Source organism: Duganella violaceipulchra (assembly GCF_019166075.1).
Taxonomy (GTDB): domain Bacteria; phylum Pseudomonadota; class Gammaproteobacteria; order Burkholderiales; family Burkholderiaceae_D; genus Rugamonas; species Rugamonas violaceipulchra.
Window position 1 is genome coordinate 497,527 of the sequence record NZ_JAHTGR010000003.1, and the last position, 19,150, is coordinate 516,676.

At 67.4% G+C, this 19,150-nt stretch carries 13 protein-coding genes; 8 read left to right on the forward strand and 5 right to left on the reverse strand.

The genetic code is table 11. The features are described 5' to 3' along the window. Nucleotides 1-28: 28 nt before the first annotated feature. The 5 genes from KVP70_RS08235 (at nt 29) to KVP70_RS08255 (ending at nt 9,957) form a co-directional block, all read left to right on the forward strand. Complete coding sequence (locus tag KVP70_RS08235; RefSeq protein WP_501039836.1) at nt 29-2,404, forward strand: YgiQ family radical SAM protein; 2,376 nt, start codon at nt 29-31, stop codon at nt 2,402-2,404. A gap of 237 nt (nt 2,405-2,641) precedes the next feature. Next, nucleotides 2,642-4,075, forward strand: coding sequence for an RCC1 domain-containing protein (locus tag KVP70_RS08240; protein WP_217941637.1), 1,434 nt, complete (start codon nt 2,642-2,644; stop codon nt 4,073-4,075). A 145-nt stretch (nt 4,076-4,220) separates the two neighbouring features. Further along, nucleotides 4,221-7,046, forward strand: a complete 2,826-nt coding sequence (locus KVP70_RS08245; RefSeq protein ID WP_217941638.1) for an EAL domain-containing protein — start codon at nt 4,221-4,223, stop codon at nt 7,044-7,046. A 146-nt stretch (nt 7,047-7,192) separates the two neighbouring features. Further along, nucleotides 7,193-9,385, forward strand: a complete 2,193-nt coding sequence (locus KVP70_RS08250; protein ID WP_217941639.1) for a serine/threonine-protein kinase — start codon at nt 7,193-7,195, stop codon at nt 9,383-9,385. Beyond that, entirely contained in the window at nt 9,382-9,957 is a 576-nt protein-coding gene (locus KVP70_RS08255) for a hypothetical protein (protein ID WP_217941640.1), read from the forward strand. Before KVP70_RS08250 ends, KVP70_RS08255 begins: the two co-directional genes overlap by 4 nt. Nucleotides 9,958-9,970: 13 nt before the next feature. Here KVP70_RS08255 and KVP70_RS08260 read toward each other — a convergent pair whose 3' ends face one another. After that, entirely contained in the window at nt 9,971-11,557 is a 1,587-nt protein-coding gene (locus KVP70_RS08260) for a sigma 54-interacting transcriptional regulator (protein WP_217941641.1), read from the reverse strand. A 216-nt stretch (nt 11,558-11,773) separates the two neighbouring features. Here KVP70_RS08260 and KVP70_RS08265 point away from each other — a divergent pair, with 216 nt between their 5' ends. The 3 genes from KVP70_RS08265 to ahpF all read left to right on the forward strand — a co-directional run bounded on the left by KVP70_RS08265 (nt 11,774) and on the right by ahpF (nt 15,575). Next, entirely contained in the window at nt 11,774-13,108 is a 1,335-nt protein-coding gene (locus tag KVP70_RS08265; protein ID WP_217941642.1) for a hypothetical protein, read from the forward strand. Between the two features lie 212 nt (nt 13,109-13,320). Next, complete coding sequence (gene ahpC, locus KVP70_RS08270; RefSeq protein WP_217941643.1) at nt 13,321-13,884, forward strand: alkyl hydroperoxide reductase subunit C; 564 nt, start codon at nt 13,321-13,323, stop codon at nt 13,882-13,884. Nucleotides 13,885-13,979: 95 nt separating this feature from the next. Next, nucleotides 13,980-15,575 (forward strand): alkyl hydroperoxide reductase subunit F, encoded by a 1,596-nt coding sequence (ahpF, locus tag KVP70_RS08275; RefSeq protein WP_217941644.1) that lies wholly within the window; start codon nt 13,980-13,982, stop codon nt 15,573-15,575. 97 nt (nt 15,576-15,672) lie between these two features. Here the strand turns inward: ahpF and KVP70_RS08280 are convergent, their stop codons facing one another. The 4 genes from KVP70_RS08280 to KVP70_RS08295 all read right to left on the reverse strand — a co-directional run bounded on the left by KVP70_RS08280 (nt 15,673) and on the right by KVP70_RS08295 (nt 19,032). Beyond that, nucleotides 15,673-16,797, reverse strand: coding sequence for an AI-2E family transporter (locus KVP70_RS08280; RefSeq protein ID WP_217941645.1), 1,125 nt, complete (start codon nt 16,795-16,797; stop codon nt 15,673-15,675). After that, entirely contained in the window at nt 16,794-17,276 is a 483-nt protein-coding gene (locus KVP70_RS08285) for a cyclic nucleotide-binding domain-containing protein (protein ID WP_116993826.1), read from the reverse strand. Before KVP70_RS08285 ends, KVP70_RS08280 begins: the two co-directional genes overlap by 4 nt. A 65-nt stretch (nt 17,277-17,341) precedes the next feature. Then, nucleotides 17,342-17,959, reverse strand: coding sequence for an ABC transporter ATP-binding protein (locus tag KVP70_RS08290; RefSeq protein ID WP_217941646.1), 618 nt, complete (start codon nt 17,957-17,959; stop codon nt 17,342-17,344). Further along, nucleotides 17,950-19,032, reverse strand: coding sequence for a hypothetical protein (locus KVP70_RS08295; RefSeq protein WP_229224675.1), 1,083 nt, complete (start codon nt 19,030-19,032; stop codon nt 17,950-17,952). Before KVP70_RS08295 ends, KVP70_RS08290 begins: the two co-directional genes overlap by 10 nt. Between the last annotated feature and the right edge of the window lie 118 nt (nt 19,033-19,150).

Consider the following 19,150-nt stretch of genomic DNA (forward strand, 5'->3'; position numbering starts at 1 on the left):
GGGCATTTCCGGTACAATGCCGTCCAATATGAGCTCCCCTACCAATTTATTTGCGACCGTCCCGAAACGGTCTGCCCGCGCTGCCGTTGCGCCTTTCCTGCCGATGTCCCGCGCCGAAATGGCTGCGCTCGGCTGGGACGAGTGCGACGTCATCCTCGTCACCGGCGACGCCTACATCGACCATCCGAGCTTCGGCATGGCCCTGGTCGGCCGCCTGCTGGAGGCGCAGGGCTTCCGCGTCGGCATCATCTCACAGCCGGACTGGACCTCGGCCGAGGCCTTCCGCGCGCTGGGCAAGCCGCGCCTGTACTACGGCATCACCGCCGGCAATATGGACTCGATGGTCAACCGCTACACGGCCGACCGCAAGATCCGCTCCGACGACGCCTACACCGCCAACGGCGAACCGAACAAGCGCCCCGACCGCGCCGTCACCGTCTACGCCCAGCGCGTGCGCGAAGCCTATCCCGGCACGCCGGTGGTGATCGGCTCGATCGAGGCGTCGCTGCGCCGCATCGCCCACTTCGACTACTGGTCGGACAAGGTGCGGCGCTCGGTGCTGACCGATTCCAAGGCCGACCTGCTGATCTTCGGCAACGCCGAGCGCGCGCTGGTCGACCTGACCCACCGCATGGCCGCCGGCGAGGACATCAAATCGATCCGCGACCTGCGCGGCACCGCCTTCATGGTGCCGGCCGGCTGGCTGCCGGACCAGGACTGGGGCGTGCACAACAGCACCCGCGTCGACGTGCCCGGCAAGGTCGACACCCATCCCGATCCGTACATGATGGTGCAGCAGAACACCGCCTCGTGCGCCACCGAGAACGGCGGCGCCAAGGGCGAAGTGGACGAGGGCATGGTCGAGCCCAAGCCGGTGGTGCCGGTCGAGGTGGTCAAGACTATCCGCATCATGAGCCGCGAAGAACGCCAGGCCATGGCCAAGGAAAAGCACAACAAGACCGTGGTGCGGCTGCCGTCGTATGAAACCGTCAGCACCGATCCGGTGATGTACGCGCACGCCTCGCGCGTGTTCCACCTGGAGTCCAATCCCGGCAACGCCCGCGCCATGGTGCAGGCGCACGGCGAGCGCGACGTCTGGCTCAACCCGCCGCCGCTGCCGCTGCGCATGGACGAGATGGACGGCGTGTACGACATGAACTACGCGCGCGCGCCGCACCCGTCGTACGGCAAGGCCAAGATTCCGGCGTGGGAAATGATACGTTTTTCGGTCAACATCATGCGCGGCTGCTTCGGCGGTTGCACCTTCTGCTCGATCACCGAGCACGAGGGCCGCATCATCCAGAGCCGCTCGGAGCCGTCGATCCTGCGCGAGATCGAACACATCCGCGACAAGACCAAGGGCTTCACCGGCACCATCTCCGACCTCGGCGGCCCGACCGCCAATATGTACCGGCTGGCCTGCAAGGACCCGAAGATCGAGCAATCGTGCCGCCGCCTGTCGTGCGTGTACCCGTCGATCTGCGTCAACCTGGGCACCGACCACAGCAAGCTGATCTCGCTGTACCGCAAGGCGCGCGCGATCCCCGGCGTGAAGAAGATCCTGATTTCGTCGGGCCTGCGCTACGACATCGCGGTGCGCTCGCCGGAGTACGTCAAGGAGCTGGTGACCCACCACGTGGGCGGCCTGCTGAAGATCGCGCCGGAGCACACGGAGGAAAACACGCTGTCGAAGATGATGAAGCCGGGCATCGGCGCCTACGACGAGTTCAAGGAAATGTTCGACCGCTTCTCGCTGGAGGCGGGCAAGAAGCAGTACCTGATCCCGTACTTCATCGCGGCCCACCCCGGCACGACCGACCTCGACATGCTGAACCTGGCGCTGTGGCTGAAGAAGAACAACTTCAAGCTGGACCAGGTGCAGACCTTCATGCCGACGCCGATGGCCATGGCCACCACCATGTACCACACGCGCAAGAACCCGCTGCGCAAGGTGAGCGAGGATTCGGAAGTGGTCGAGACCGCGCGCAGCGGCAAGATCCGCCGCACCCACAAGGCCTTCCTGCGCTACCAGGACCCGGAGAACTGGCCTATCCTGCGCGAGGCGCTGGTGGCCATGGGGCGTGGCGACCTGATCGGCAACGGCGACAAGCATTTGATCCCGTCGTGGTCGGCCGGCGAAGGCAACGCGCCGGACCCGAGCCGGCGCACGCCGTCCGGCCCGGCGCCCAGCGCCAAGGGCGCCCGCTCCGGCATCGTCGCCAGCGCCCAGCCGCCGGCGCGCCACCAGGGCCAGCGCGCCAACGCGCTGACCGGTTCGCTGACGGCGCGCCAGTCGCTCGACACCAAACCGCGCGCCTCCATCCTCGACACCATCAAGGTCAAGAAGCCGGCCGCCGCCGCGCCGGCCAAGGGCGCCAAGCCGGCCCCGCGCGGCCGCAAATAAGCCGCATATCGGCCGCACATCGGCCGGCCCGGCCAGCAGCGTCGCTACGGTGGCGCTGCTTTTTTTCGTCTATTCCATTCGGGAAATGTTGTTAAATACCCCCATCGGTGCAATTACGTGGATAATTCAGGCTTGCTCCGGCGATGCGTGGAGACCGCTTGCGGCTACACTGGTTGCAAGCTGGCCACCGGTCCGGTTGGCCCCGCACGCAGACCTCATTCTGTGAACTGGAAGAACATGAAAAACTTGAAATTCTCGACCCTGTTGCTGGTACCCGTGCTGGCCCTCCTGGCCGCATGCGGCGGCGGCGGTGGCAGCAGCACGCCGGCCACGCCGACGCCGGTGACGCTCAAATCGATCGCCATCACGGCCAGCGCCACCACCATCCCGATCGGCATCGCCATGCCGCTGACGGCCACCGGCACCTATTCCGACAACACCACCAAGGCGCTCAACACCACCACCGGCCTGGTGTGGGCCTTCAAGGGCACCGGCGCGGTGGCCACCATCGTCCCGGCCGGCACGGTGACCGGCAAGGCGGTCGGTTCCGACACGGTGACCGCGACCCAGGACGGCGTGGTCGGCACCCTGGCCATCAACGTCATCGCCCAGTGGAACGGCGTGGCCGCCGGCGGCAACCAGACCATCGGCCGCAAGTCCGACGGCAGCCTGTACGGCTGGGGCTCGAACATCCGCGGCCAGCTCGGCGACAGTTCCACGACCGCCCGCAACGCGCCGGTGCTGGTCAGCGGCGCCAGCACCTTGTGGAAGCAGGTGGCGGTGGGCGAACAGTTCGTGGTGGCGCTGCGCAGCGACGGCACCTTGTGGACCTGGGGCTCCAACCAGAACGGCGAGCTTGGCACGGGCGCGCCTGACTTCGCCACGCATCCGGTCCCGGCCAGGGTCGGCAAGGACACCGACTGGGCCTTTGTCGCGGCCGGCAAGTCGCACGCGTTCGCGATCAAAAGCACCGGCGTCATGTACGGCTGGGGCCGTAACTTCAACGGCCAGCTGGGCGACGGCACCAATATCGACCGGTCGGCGCCGACCCTGGTGCCGCTGCCGACCGGCCTGAAGGCGTGGCTGACGGTCAGCGCCGGCGACACCCATACGCTGGCCGTCGTCAAGGACAACCTGAACCTGTATGCCTGGGGCGGCAACGCCAGCGGCCAGGTCGGCAACGGCGGCAAGGTGGACATCGTTTCGCCGGTCAAGATCGGCGCGTTCCAGTGGTCGTCGCTGGCGGCCGGCGCCAACCACTCGGTGGCGGTGCGCACCGACGGCGCCATGTACGGCTGGGGCAGCAACACCTTTGGCCAGGTCGGCAACAATGGCTCGACCGACATCAACGCGCCGACCCCGATCGGCGTCGGCAGCAACTGGCTGGCGGCGGCGTCCGGTTCCACCCACACCATGGCGGTGACCCGCGACGGCCAGCTGTGGGGCTGGGGCAGCAACGCCGAGAGCCAGCTCGGCACCGGCGGCGCGGACAGCCCGACGCCGGTGCAGGTGGGTACCGCCAGCAACTGGCTATCGGTCACTGCGGGCGCGCTGCACAGCTTCGGCCTGCGCTCGGACAATACGCTGTGGGGCTGGGGCCGCAACGCGGAAGGCCAGTTGGGCAAGGGCGACAATGCCCAGGCGCCGGTGCCGGTCGCCCTCCCGAACTAAGTAGTCCTACCGGCAGGACGGCGGACGGCAGGCTGACGCCTGGCCGTCCGTTGTGTTTTATGCCTGTGTATTGTCAGAAAGCGACGATGTTGGCCGCCGAAGCGGATACACTACAGCTAGCCCGCGATTCTCTGGAAAAACACTAGTGCCCGTACGTGAACCTGTCCCCACCTCTACTCCCGCCGTCGGCGCGCCGCGCCGCTGGCGTCGTGCCGGCCTGACGCTGCTGGCGCTGCTGCCCGCGCTGTGGCTGGCGCCCGCCGCGGCGCAGGACCAGGTCACGCTGCAACTCAAGCATCACCACCAGTTCCAGTTCGCCGGCTATTACGCCGCGCTGGAGCAGGGTTATTACCGCGAGGCCGGGCTGGACGTGCGCATCGTCGAAGGCGCGGACGGCAACGAGCCGGAGCGCGACGTCGCCGCCGGCAAGGCCGAGTACGGCGTCGGCGCCAGCAGCCTGATGCTGGCGCGCCTGGCCGGCAAGCCGGTGGTGGTGCTGGGCGTGGTGTTCCAGCACTCGCCCTATGCGCTGGCGATGCGCCAGACCAGCGCCGAGCCCGACATCCGCCGCATCATCGGCAAGCGCGCGATGATCGGCTCGCTGGTCGACGAGTTCGGCAGCGCCGACGAGCTGCTGGCCTACCTGATCAAGGAAGGCATCCCCGCCAGCAGTTTCCAGCGGGTCGAGCCGAGCTACAACACGGCCGACCTGATCAGCGGCAAGGTGGACGCCATCGCGGTCTACACCACCAACGAGCCGGACACCTTCGACCGCCTCGGCTTCCCCTACGACATCTACAGTCCGCGCTCGGTCGGCATCGACTTTTACGGCGACAACCTGTTCACCAGCGAGCGCGAGATCGCCAACCATCCGGAGCGGGTGCGCGCCTTCCGCGCCGCCAGCATGCGCGGCTGGCAGTGGGCCATGAGCCACCAGGAGCAGATGGCCGACCTCATCCTCAGCAAGTACTCGCGCCGCAGCGACCGCGCCCACCTGCTGTACGAGGCGCACCAGATGGTGCCGCTGGTGCAGCCGGTGCTCGTCGAGATCGGCTACCAGAACCCGGAGCGCTGGCGCCACATCGCCGACGTCTACGCCGGCCTGGGCATGGTGCCGAAGAACGCCAATTTCGACGGCTTCCTGTACCAGGCCGACGGCGGCGGCGCCAGCCTGCTGTGGCTGTACCGCGTGCTGGGCGGCGCCGCGCTGGTGCTGGCGCTGGGCGCGGCCGTCCACTTCAGCCTGCTGGCGCGCGAGCGGCGCCGCGCCAACGCCGCCATCCGCACCGGCGAGCAGCGCTTCCGCACCATGTTCGAAGCCTCGCCGCTGGGCATCGCGCTGGTCGATTCGGTCACCTACGAATACCGCGACATCAACCCGCGCTTCCAGGAGATCGTCGGCCGCTCGCAGGCCGAGCTGGGCGCGATGCGCTGGCTGGAGGCCGGCCATCCGGAGGACGTGGCCCAGCTCAAGGTGCAGATGGGGCGCCTGCTGGTGCACGAGATCGGCAGCTTCAAGATCACCAACCGGCTGTTCCGCCCGGACGGCGAGCTGGTCTGGATCGAGGTGTCGGTCACCGCCATCGAGACCGAGCAGGGCAGCCATCCGCACCACCTGTGCATGATCGAGGACGTCACCGACAAGAAGCAGAGCGAGGCGCTGATCTGGCAGCAGGCCAACTTCGACCCGCTGACCCAGCTGCCCAACCGCCGCATGTTCCACGACCGGCTGGCGCACGACATGCTCAAGAGCCAGCGCGACTGTTCGCGCATCGCCATCCTGTTCATCGACCTCGACCACTTCAAGGAAGTCAACGACACGCTCGGCCACCACCAGGGCGACATCCTGCTGGTGGACGCGGCGCGCCGCATCAGCGCCTGCGTGCGCAAGTCCGACACGGTGGCGCGCCTGGGCGGCGACGAGTTCACCGTGATCCTGTCCGAGCTCGACGGCACCGAGCGGGTCGAGCACATCGCCCAGCACATCATCGACAGCCTGCGCCTGCCCTTCCCGCTGGGGCAGGAGCAGGCCTTCGTCTCGGCCAGCATCGGCATCACCCTGTACCCGGACGACGCGCTCGACATCGACGACCTGCTCAAGCACGCCGACCAGGCCATGTACGCCGCCAAGGGCGCCGGGCGCAACCGCTACAGCTACTTCACGCCGACCCTGCAGGTGGCCGCGCTGAACCGCATGCGCCTGACCAACGACCTGCGCGGCGCGCTCAAGGCCGAGCAGTTCGAGCTGTATTTCCAGCCCATCGTCCACCTCAAGAGCGGCCGCATCCACAAGGCCGAGGCGCTGATACGCTGGAACCACCCGCAGCGCGGCGTGGTCAGCCCGATGGACTTCATCCCGCTGGCCGAGGCCAGCGGCCTGATCATCGACATCGGCGAATGGGTGTTCCGCGCATCGGCGCGCTGGGTGCAGCGCTGGCGCCATGAGCACCATCCGGAGTTCCAGGTCAGCGTCAACCAGTCGCCGCTAGAGTTCGCGCGCGAGGACGGCGCCTACGATACCTGGCTCAGTTATTTGCAGGCGCTGGGCTTGCCGGGCCAGTCGGTGGTGGTGGAAATCACCGAGGGCTTGCTGCTCGACGCCAACGCCACCGTCAGCAACAAGCTGCTGCAGCTGCGCGACGCCGGCATCCAGGTGGCGCTGGACGACTTCGGCACCGGCTACTCGTCGCTGTCCTACCTGAAGAAGTTCGACATCGACTACCTGAAGATCGACCGCTCCTTCACCCGCAACCTGGCGCCCGATTCGAGCGACATGGCGCTGTCGGACGCGATCATCGTCATGGCCCACAAGCTGGGCCTGCGCGTGATCGCCGAGGGCGTGGAGACGCCGGAACAGCGCGACCTGCTGGCCGCGGCCGGCTGCGACTACGGCCAGGGCTATCTGTTCGCGCGGCCGATGCCGGCCGAGCAGTTCGACGCCCTGCTCAGGGAACAGGGCGTGCAGCGCTAGCCCACGGCCGGGGCCGGCCCTGAGCGACTATTGACAAATGTAAAGTGTTGACAAATTAATTTAAGAAATTAATAATTGTTGTCCCAGTAGGGGGCATCTCGCACGGCTGCCGCCTGTCCACGGCCTTTATCCGAGAAAGCAAAGCGATGCAGACAGGCATAGGCGAGCCCCGGCTCGGGATCGAGGGCAGCGTCGGACGCTATCAGCTGCGCGCCCGGCTCGGGCAGGGCGGCTTCGGCGAGGTGTTCGAAGCCTGGGACGCCCAATTGCAGCGCAGCGTCGCGCTGAAGCGGCTGCGCGGCCCGGCCGGCCTGATCGGCGCCGAGCGCCTGATGGCCGAGGCCCGGCTGGCCGCCTCCCTGCGCCACCGCGCCTTTGTGCATATCTACACGCTGGAAGAACAGGATGCGGTCCAGTCCATCGTCATGGAGCTGGTGCAGGGCGACACCGTGCGCGCCAGCGCCGACGCGCGCCCGCTGGCGGCGGCCAGCGCGCTCGACATCGTCGGGCAGGTGGCGGCGGCGATGGCCGAGGCCCATGCCAGCGGCCTGGTGCATGGCGACCTGAAACCGTCGAACCTGATGCTCGAGCCCGGCGGCCAGGTGCGCATCCTCGATTTCGGCCTGGCGCGCCAGATCGATCCGCTGGCCACCCAGTCGCTGCAGCCCGGCGACCAGGAGGGCACGATCGCCTACATGGCGCCGGAGCGGCTGCAGGGGGCGGCGCCGGACCAGGCCAGCGACATCTATGCGCTGGGCATCATCCTGTATGAATTGCTGACCGGCGCGCGCCCCTTCGCCAGCCTGCGGGGGCAGGCGCTGGCGCTGGCGCAGCTGCACTCCAGTTCGGAACAATGGCCGTTTCCCGCCGCCATGCCGATGCCGCTGCGCGCGCTGGTGCTGGCGATGACGGCGCGCGAACCGGCGCGGCGCCTGCCGGACATGCGGGCGGTGCAGGCCGCGATCGGCGGCCTGGCGGGCGCGCCGCCAGGCCCGCCGTTGCCGCCGCTGCTGGCGGCGCGCCGCGGCGCGGCGCCGCGCGGCTGGCTGCGGCGCGCGCGCCTGCCGCTGGCGATGGCCGCTGGCGCGCTGCTGTGCGCCGCCGCAGTGCTGCTGTGGCTGCCGGCGGACTGGCGCACGCGCGACTGGGCGCCGTATTCGGAGGCGCGCGCCATGCAGGCCGGGCTCGACGGTCTGCGCCGTTCCGACCGCGACGGCGCGCTGGAGGCGGCGCTGGCCCAGTTCGAGCGCGTGCTGGAACATCAGCCGCGCCACGCCGGTGCTGCGGCCGGCGCCTCGATCGCCCACAGCCTGCGCTACATCGGCGATGGCCGCGACGAAGCCTGGCGCATCAAGGCCGAGGCCAGCGCCCAGCTGGCCCTGCAGGAGGACGAGCAGCTGGCGCTGGCGCACGCCGCGCGGGCCTGGGCCGCCGCGCTGCGCGGCGATACCGGCGCCGCGCTGGCGGCGGCGCAACGGGCGCTGGCGCTGGACCCGGGCGAGCTGTTCGCCCTGCAGATCAAGATCAGCGTGCTGCAGCGCCTGCAGCGCTACGACGAGGCCGGGCAGACCATCGCGGAGGCGCTGGCGCGCCATCCGCGCGAGCGCCTGTTCAGCGATCTGCTGGGAACCCAGGCGTTCCAGCGCGGCCAGTACGCCGAGGCCGAGCGCGCCTTCCGCAGCAGCCTGGCGCAGGAACCGGATGCCGTGTTCGCCTACGCCAATCTGAGCGCGGCCCTGCTGCGCCAGGACCGCAGCGACGAGGCGCTGCAGGTGCTGCAGCAGGGCTTGCAAGTGCGCGCCAGCGGCATCTTGTACAGCAACCTGGGCACCACCCTGTTCGCCCGCGGCGACTATGTCGGCGCGGCCGCTGCCTACCAGCGCGCGGTGTCGGCGGCGCGCGGCGGGCCCAATGACTTTCTGCGCTGGGCCAATCTGGCCGACGCGCTGCGCTGGATACCGGGCCGTCAGCAGGCGTCGCGCCAGGCTTACCGGCGCGCGGTGGACTTGCTCGCGCCCATGCTCGAGCGCAGGAAGGACGACGCCGCCTTCCTCTCGCGCATGGGCTTGTATGTCGCGCATCTGGAGTCGCCGCGCGCGGCGCTGGACTGGGTCGCGCGGGCCGTGGCGGCCGCGCCGGACAGCCCGGATGTGCGCTTTCGCGCCGCCGTCGCCAGCGAACTGGCCGGCGCGCGCGCCGCCGCCATCGGCCACCTGCTGCGCGCCAGGGAATTGGGGTATCCGGCTCGGCTGATCGAGACGGAACCCGATCTGGTCGCGCTGCGGCGCGACCCGCACACCACCGCTGTTCCACCCTCGACCAAGGAAACCACGCCATGAGCTCCCAATCCCCTGCGCCACGCGTCAAGCTGATCGTCCGATTCGATGTCAACCAGCTCAGCTCCCTGTTGCACTACAAGCTGGAGCGGGAGCGGCCGCCGCACGGGCGCGGCGACGAGCCCGACCCCGAGCCGCGCGACGGCGCCTATGCCGACTCGCTGCACTTCAATCCCGGCGAGCGGCTCAGCCTGGAACTGGTGGCCTACGGCGATAACAATGTGCTGCGGGTCGACGTGACGGACGCCTGCTTTGTCACCAAGCCCAAGGTGATGGTGCGGTCGGCGCAATTCAGCACGCGCTTTTCCCCGCCGTCGATGTTCGGCACCGGACGCGCCATCCAGCCGCTGGCGCTGGATTTCAGCGGCGCCACCGAACCCTATGGCACTGACCGGAGCAAGACGGTCTTGCGCTGGAACGACACGCTCGACATCGTCGACACCGGCATCTGGGAAGTGTCCTTCGTGCTGACGGTGGCGATCGTGCGCGGCGACGACATCTTGCCCGAGTTGCGGGTGTTCTCCTTCGATCCGGAGAGCGAAGTGGGCGGCCCGTCCACCATCAAGGTGGTGTGACGCGCTGCGGCGCTCAGCCCGGTGCGCCGCGGCGCTCGCGCAGATAGCGCCGCAGCGGTTCGCTGGGCGTCCTGAGCGCGGCGGCGCAGCGCACCGGGTCGGGACCGTGCTGGTCCAGCGCCGCGTCGATTTCCCGCGGCGGGATCGCGGCCAGGCTGCGGATGGCCGGATGGGCGTCGATCAGCTTGTACATCGATGGCCGCGACACCCCCAGCGCCAGCGCGGCGGCGCGGATGCACCAGCCATGCTGTTCCATCGCCGCGATGACCGCCTGCCCGCTCAGGTCGGACAGGCGGGTGCGCCCGGCGGGCGGCACGGTCGTGGGCGCCGCCGGCGCCGTCGGCTCGATGGCGGCCGTCGGCGCGCCGGCGGACGGCGCCACGCGGCTGCCTTCGGCCGGCAGCCGCAGGGCTTCGAAGGAGGGCGCTTCGCCGGCCTGCAGCGCGATCAGGGTGCGTTGCACGGCGCTGGCCAGCTGGCGCACGTTGCCGGGCCAGTCGTAGCGGCACAGGGCGCCGACGAAGGCGGCCGGCAGCTGCGCCTGGCCGCCCGCGCGCGCCTCCCAGTCGCGCAGGAAGTGCAGGATCAGCAGGCCGATGTCGGCGCGCCGCTCGCGCAGCGGCGGCAGGCGGATCACAAAGCCTTCCAGCCGCCGCAGCAGGGGTTGATTGAAGCCGCCCCATTCCAGGTCCTGGTCGGTGGCGGCGATCAGGCGCGCGCGCGCCTGCGCGTCGCTGCGCGCGCCCAGCGGGCGGTAGGCGCCGCACTCCAGCACCCGCAACAGCATCGGCTGGATCGCCGCCGGCGCGTTGCCGATTTCATCCAAAAACAGGGTGCCCTCGCCGGCCTCGGCAAACCAGCCGGGGCGGCTGGCCTGGGCGCCGGTGTACGCCCCTTTTTCCGCGCCGAACAGGTCGGCCGCCGCCAGGGTGTCGCTCAGCGTGGCCATGTTCACGCTGACCAGCGGCGCGGCGCGGCGGGCGCTGGCGTGGTGGATGGCGCGCGCCACCACTTCCTTGCCGCTGCCGGTCGCGCCCAGCAGCAGCACCGGCACGTCGGTGGCGGCGACCTGGCGTATCAGCTCGCGCACCTTGATGGCGGCGCTGCTCACGCCCAGCAGGGTGGGAATGCTGTTGGCCCTGGGCAGGCTGTCCATCCAGTGGGCGCACAGCAGCACCATGCCGCCCAGCAGCAGGATGGCGCCGTCGTCCAGTTGCTGCGGCGTCAGCCGCGCATCGGCCGTCAGCAGCGCGCCGTTCAGTTCAACGCTCATGCGGCTGAGCGGCATGGCGATATGCAGCTGGTCGTCGGCATCGCGCCGCAGGCGCAGCGAGTCGCGTGCGATGCAGCGGTGGCCCAGCGGCGTGGCGGCGCTGCCGGCGGCGGCGAACAGGGGCGCGAAACGGTTCAGCTCCAGCTCGGCGTTGCCGGGCGCCAGGACATGCTGCTCGCCCGCGCGCTCCCGCTCCGGATGCCAGAGGATGGTCAGCGCCAGCAGGCGTCCCCTGGCCTGGCCCGGCGCCGCGGAGTGTGAAGTCAGGGTGTACTCGGGGTCGAACACGGTCACGGCGGGCTCCAGCGAAAGGGATGAGGTGAGCATCGCTTCAGCATACTGTAAACGGCCGTCCTTGTTGACATATCAATTGAGCAAATTGCATGTAAATAGCCCCGTCCATGGACAAAGCGGATGGGTTTTCGACCGAAATCGCCGGTTTTTGCCTGGCACGCTTCTTGAGTTAGTGGGAGGAGCGGCAACCAATGCCGCCTGCCTCGCCCCCGCAAATCTAACGCCGCTCCCCGGCAAATGGAGATCATCATGAACGACCGCGCACCTAAATTAGTTCCCGGAAAACATCATCATCATCATCGTCATCAGCACCACGCCCACAAACCGCATCTCGCTGCCGCCGCCTCCACCCCGCAGCAAGACGCCTACGCCCGCTTGTACGGGCAGATGCTCGCGCCGCTGGGCCTGGATGCAAGCTCGTTCCAGCTGATGATGCCCGGCACCACCGTATGGGACTGGAAGGCCGATCTCGGCTTCATCGATCCGGCGCAGTACAACTTCTGTGCGGTCATTCCGCAGTGGAGCGCGGCCGGAACTTACCAGTCGACCGACGCGCTGTTCGATGCCTCCTATGGCCAGTTTCTGAACTGCCTGTCGCCGGAGCCGCCGCCAAAACTGGAAGAGGACATAGCCACGGCCCAGGCTAACCTCCAGGAGGCCCAAAACCAATACACGGATGCGGTGACCGATGCCCACGTAGCCTACCTGAAGGATCAATTCGTCGTGAATGGCGTTCCCTCCTATGTGAGCTGGCTGACGGGCGACGGCGCGTCCTTCCAAGGTGCAATCGCGGCGGCGAACACCGATTTGACCGCGGCCACCACCGCTTACCAGTCGCTGGTGAAAGAGTGCGACCAGAACCTGGCCAACGCGATTGCAGCACAACAGAACAAGTCGTATTACGTGACGCTGAATAATGGCGGCACTTCGCCGTCGGTGCCCAACTGGAACCTGTCGATGACCAGTACGGAATGGATCGACAGCTTGTCCACGGGGACGGATGCGGTGACGATTTCCTACAGTAATTCCCAGGCGGTCTATGACTTTGGCAATTCCTGGGCCGGGGGTTCCGCCGAGGTCTCGGACGATTTCTTCTCGCTGCAGGCCAGCGGCAGCTGGCAGTCGACCGACGAGTTTTATACCGATACGAACCTGTCGATTTCGATCACCGCCGCCATGGCGGTGATCGACATCAGCCCGGATCAATGGTATTCGCCCGTCACCGCGCTGGCTGGCGGCGTGTATCTGCCGGGTCTTTCCGAGTTCAGCAATGGTTCGGCAGGCGACGTCTATATGTTTGGCCAGGGGGGCATTCTGCCCTTGGTCAAGACCGGCATGCTGGTGGTCTACAACCCCAGCATCACGCTGACCATTTCCAGTGCAACCTACCAGTCCAACGAGAGCTCGTGGTCGGCCACTGGCGGCATCAGCATCGGCCCCTTCCAGATTGACGGCGCCAACGGCGGCAGCACCAGTTCCTCATGGAGCGACAACGGCACCACCGCGTCGATCACCGTCACCGACACCACCGGCGTACCGAAAATCCTCGGCGTGACGGTGTCGCAACCGGTGGTCGCGCCCTAAGCCTGTCCAGCGTTAGCAGCGAGTGTGATCCATGGCCGCCCGGCGTAAGCCCGGCGGCCATGTTTTTTGTGAAACGGGGATAATAGCGGTGCCATCTGCCGTGGCGATAGTTAAAACGTATTGAAACTATTGCTACAATCAATTTTGCATATGGATTAAAAAACCGTACACTGGCGTCTCAATGATTCACAACCCCTCACGAGGAAACCACAATGTCTCTGATCAATACCCAAGTAAAACCTTTCAAGGCAACCGCTTTCCACAACGGCAAATTCGTTGACCTGACCGAAGCCTCGCTGAAAGGCAAATGGTCGGTCTTCGTGTTCTACCCAGCCGACTTCACCTTCGTTTGCCCAACCGAACTGGAAGACCTGGCCAACAGCTACGCCGAGTTCTCGAAACTGGGCGTGGAAGTCTACGGCATCTCGACCGACACCCACTTCGCGCACAAAGCATGGCACGACACCTCGGACGCGATCAAGAAAGTGCAATACCCACTGATCGGCGACCCGACCGGCCTGCTGTCGCGTAACTTCGAAGTCATGATCGAAGAAGAAGGCCTGGCCCTGCGCGGCACCTTCGTCATCAATCCGGAAGGCTTCATCAAGGTGCTGGAAGTGCACGACAACGGCATCGGCCGCGACGCTTCGGAACTGCTGCGCAAAGTCAAGGCAGCCCAGTACGTCGCTTCCCACCCAGGCGAAGTGTGCCCGGCCAAATGGACCGAAGGCGCCGCCACCCTGAAGCCATCGCTGGACCTGGTCGGCAAGATCTAAGTCTTGAACGCTAGCGCAGCACAACAGTAGTACCGCGATGCCGGTCCGGGCGTCCGGCCCGGCATTCGCCCAAAGAAATGTAAGGAAGAAAAATCATGTTAGATGCAGACCTGAAATCCCAGTTGAAATCCTACTTGGAAAAAGTGGTGCAACCGATTGAGATCGTCGCCTCTCTCGATGACAGCGCCAAGGCCCGCGAGATGGAAGAACTGCTCCAGGACATCGTCCTGTTGAGCGACAAGATCACGCTGGTCAAGCGCACCGACGATGCCGAGCGCAAGCCGTCGTTCAGCATCAACCGCCCCGGCACCGAGATCGGCGTGCGTTTCGCCGGCGTGCCGATGGGCCATGAATTCACCTCGCTGGTGCTGGCCCTGCTTCAGGTCGGCGGCCACACCATCAAGTTCGACGACGCCGTGATCGAGCAGATCCGCAACCTCGACGGCGACTACGTCTTCGAAACCTTCATCTCGCTGAGCTGCCACAACTGCCCGGAAGTGGTGCAGGCGCTCAACGCGATGGCGGTGATCAACCCGCGCATCAAGGTGACCACCATCGACGGCGGCGTGTTCCCGCAAGAAGTCGAGGCGCGCCAGATCATGGCGGTGCCGATGATGTTCCTCAACGGCGAGCACTTCGGCCAGGGCCGCACCAACGTCGAAGAGATCCTGTCCAAGCTGGACACGAACGCCGGCGTCCGCCAGGCCGCCGAGCTGAGCAAGAAAGACGTGTTCGACGTGCTGATCGTCGGCGGCGGTCCGGCCGGCGCGGCGGCGGCCATCTACGCCGCCCGCAAGGGCATCAAGACCGGCGTGCTGGCCGAGCGTTTCGGCGGCCAGGTGCTCGACACGCTGGCGATCGAGAACTTCATCTCGGTCAAGGCCACCGACGGTCCGAAATTCGCCGTGGCGCTGGAGCAGCACGTCAAGGAATACGAAGTCGACATCATGAACACCCAGCGCGCCGCCAAGCTGGTGCCGGGCAAGCTGATCGAAGTGCAGACCGCCAGCGGCGCCATCCTGAAGGCCAAGTCGGTGATCCTGGCAACCGGCGCCCGCTGGAGGGAGATCAACGTGCCGGGCGAGAAGGAATACCGCAACCACGGCGTGGCCTACTGCCCGCACTGCGACGGCCCGCTGTTCAAGGGCAAGCGCGTGGCGGTGATCGGCGGCGGCAACTCCGGCGTCGAAGCGGCGATCGACCTGGCCGGCCTGGTCAAGCACGTGACCCTGATCGAGTTCGGCGCCGAACTGCGCGCCGACGCGGTGCTGCAACGCAAGCTGCGCAGCCTGGCCAACGTCACCGTGATCGTCTCGGCGCAGACCACCGAGATCCACGGCGACGGCAAGATCGTCAACGCCCTGAGCTACACCGACCGCGTGTCGGGCGAAGCGAAGAAGGTCGAGCTGGAAGGCGTGTTCGTGCAGATCGGCCTGGTGCCGAACACCGAGTGGCTCAAGGGCACGGTGGCGCTGTCGCGTCACGGCGAGATCGAAGTCGATGCGCGCGGCCAGACCTCGATACCCGGCGTGTTCGCGGCCGGTGACGTCACCACGGTGCCGTTCAAGCAGATCATCATCGCCACCGGCGATGGCGCCAAGGCGGCGCTGTCGGCCTTCGATCACCTGATCCGCTCGGACGACGAGGAAGTGGTGGCCGAGTCGGCCGACCAGCAGGCGATGACCGCGTAAAACATCGGGGGTCAAGTCTGACATTCGGACACGGGCTCAACCGTAGCAAGCCGCTACGGTTGAGCCCGTGTCCGAATGTCAGACTTGACCCCCGACTTTAGACCAGGTCGGCGCTGGCCTGCCTGGCGCGCAGTTCCATGGCGTTGCGGTGGCGCGCGCGCAGGCGCGGGTCGGTGATCAGCCGGCCCAGCGTTTCGCCGATCACCATCACCACGCCCAGCAAGGGCAGCACCAGCATCAGCCCCGCCACCCCGGCCACCGAGCCGCCGATGAAGATCATCAGCACCGTGATCAGGGGATGGATGTGCAGGCTGCGTCCCAAGGTCATCGGCATGAAGACGAAATCGTCCAGCAGCCGCACCGTGATGAACACGCCGATCGCCATGTAGGCCACGCCCGGATCGGCCGGCGCGTCGGTCGAGGCCACCATCACCACCAGCACGCAGCCGACGATCGAGCCCACATACGGCACCCATGCCAGCATCGCCGCGATCAGGCCCAGCACCAGCGGCGACGAGACGCCGATCGCCCACAGCCCGAAGCCCAGCACCGCCGTGTCGAGGATGGTCAGCTTGAACAGGCCCTGGAAGTAGCGGTGCGCGGTCTGGTCGACTTCGTGCAGCAGGCGCAGGGTCTTTTCAAAGAAGGCGTTCGGTACGGCGCGCGCGAGGAACTTCTTGAAGCGCAGGCCGTCGCGCAGGAAGAAAAAGGTCAGGAACGGCGCCAGCAGCAACGACGGCAGCCACGCCGCCACCGACACCAGGATGTCGGTCAAGTGCTTCTGCACGAAGGTGCTGGTGAAGCCGCTGACGCGGCTGTTGACGGTGCGCGCCAGTTTGATCTGCTTGAGGATGGGGAACTCCCGCTCCAGCGACAGCATCGTGTGGCGTACGAACTCCAGGCCGCCTGTCAGGTACTTGCCCAGCATGTCCTGCCATGAGTCGGACGGGCCGCTGTCCCAGTAGATGAACACCAGGCCGGCCGCCACCAGCAACAACAGGAACACGCTGCCGACGATCAGGGTGGCGGCGTTGTGGCTCAGGCCCAGGCGGATCAGGCGCTGCATCGGCGGTTGCAGGATGTAGTACAGCACGATCCCCAGCAGGAAGGGAATCGCCAGGAACAGCATCTGCTGCAGCAGGAACAATAGCACGCAGGTGGCGGCGATGATGCCGCTCCAGACCACTGGCCCGGCGCGCTGTTGGGTCGGCAGGAAGTTCATAGGGCCTCGACTTGCGGCTTGCCGGTCATCCAGTCGCGCAGGCGGCTGCCGATGTGGCGCGCCAGGGCCAGCGAGATCTTGTAGCCGATCACGGCGTCGGTTTCCATCAGGCCCATGAAGTCGGCGCGGAAGAACACCGCCAGCTCGCAGTTGTCCAGCGCGCGCGTCTGCGCGTTGCGCGGCGTGTTGTCCAGCAAGGCCAGGTCGCCGAAGAAGGAGCCAGCCGACAGCTCGGCCACCACCTCGCGTGTGGCGCCCAGCTGGCGGCTGATGATCACCCGGCCCGACATCACCAGGTACAGCGCCTGACCTTCCTCGCCCTCGTCGAAGATGATTTCGTCGGCCAGGTAGCGGCGCTCGTGCATCAGGCCGTCGACGATGTTCAGTTCGAGCGGGGTCAGCGTGGCGAACAGCGCCGATTCCTTCAGGCGCAGCAGGCGTGGCGACAAAACGGGCGATTTGAGGAAACCAAAGATCAAGGGAACTCCGTGCTGGGCAGGGTGGGCGGGCCAGGCCGGCGCCGCTTTATCGTTCCAATGATAACTTAAAGTTGCACGGTGGCGGACAGCGGCAAGGCCGGGTCGAGGTGGCTGGTGAGCAGGATGCACTGGCGCGCCAGCCGCTCGGGCGCGGCCAGCTGTCGCCGCAGATAGGCCATGGCGTCCGCGTCGAGGCCGTTGAACGGCTCGTCGATCAGCAGCAGCCGCACCGGCAGCGCCAGCGCCAAGGACAGCTGCATCTTCTTGTGCTGGCCCAGCGACAGCGTGGTGACCGGCTGCTCCAGCGTGTGCAGCAGGTGGAACGCCTGCAGCTCGGCGTTGAGCAGCGCGGCGTCGGTGCCGGGATACAGCGACAGGTGCAGGTCGAGGATCTCGCGCACCGTCAGCCACGGCAGTTGCGGCGTGTCGCCGCCGCAGTAGTAGCACCGCAGGCGGTAGGCCAGCGGCTGCGCCTGAAGGTCCAGGCCATCGAGCGTGATGGCGCCGGCGTGCGGCGTCAGCGCGCCACCTGCCAGCTTGAGCAGCGTGGTCTTGCCGGCGCCGTTCTCGCCGCGCAGCCAGGTGATGCCGGCGCCCAGCCGCAGGTCGAAGCGGCGAAACAGCGGGTGGCTGGCGAATTCGAAGGTCAGCTGGTCGATGCGCAGCACGGGGTTCAATTCCATAGTTCGCTTCCAATGGCGGTCAGGATGATGATGGCGCTGATGACCAGCCCAACGCGGCCGTGCACGCTCAGGCGGCGCAGCGCGACCACGGCGAGCTGCGCCACGCCGGCAAAGCACAGCCAGACGGTGGCGACGGTGGTGCTGTAGCCGGCGCTGCTGGTTCGGCCCAGGTGGCCCAGGGTCAGCAGCGCGAACCAGGCCATCACGGCCACGCCGGGCAGCAGCGTGGACACGCGCGCACAGCGGAACAGCTTGTCGATGTGCAGCGGCCACGCCGCCGCGACCGGGCGCAGCAGGGCGATCTGTTCGGTGACGGCCTTGTCGCCGCGGTCGGTCAGCAGCATCAGCAGGATGGCGGCGTTGAAGCCCAGCAGCGCCGGCGGCACCACGGGCGGATGCCACAGCCACGCGGCGATGCCCAGCGCGGCGCCCAGCAGCAGCACGGTCTGCTGGAGGCCGACCACGTTCTCGGCCCGCCAGAACGGCAGCCAGAACAGCTGGCGCCAGTGGTACAGCGCGCGCAGCGCCGGGGCGCCGGCGCTGGCGGGCAGGGCCGGCGCCGCCGGCACATACGGGCCGGGCGCGGGGCGGTCGGGATGGAGCCTGGCGGCGGCCGGCATGCGGCAGCGCCGCGCCAGCACCAGCGTCGAGACGATCCAGCCCAGCAGCAGCGAGCCGATGGTCAGCAGCAGCGCCTGCGGCACCACCGGTCGCAGCCAGTCCGGCCATTGAATCAGCCAGATGGTGGTGGAAATTGCGTAAGCCATGCTCAATGGAACGATGACCATGCCGGCCACGGCGATATTGGCGCGCCATTGCAGGCTGGCCGGAATCGGCAGCGGACGGCACCACAGCAGCGCCTGCGCCGGCAGCAGCCGTTTGCGCAGCAGCCAGACCGGCGCGCTGGCGATCAGCGCCTGGCCGGCGAACAAGCCCAGCGCCTGCGGCCACGGCAGCGTCGCCGCGAACAAGCCGGGCAGGGCCAGGCAGGCGACCAGCCCCACCAGCACCTGGCCGAAACCGAGCAGTATGTATTCCAGCGACGTGGTGAGGCTGGCGACGAACTGCAGCATCGCCTGGTGCGCCATGCGGAGGCGGAAACGCAGATAGGGAGAAAATGACGTCGCGGAGAGAATCATGCCGGGAGAATAACACCCGATGCGCAAGCCTGAGCTTAATTGAACGTTAAGC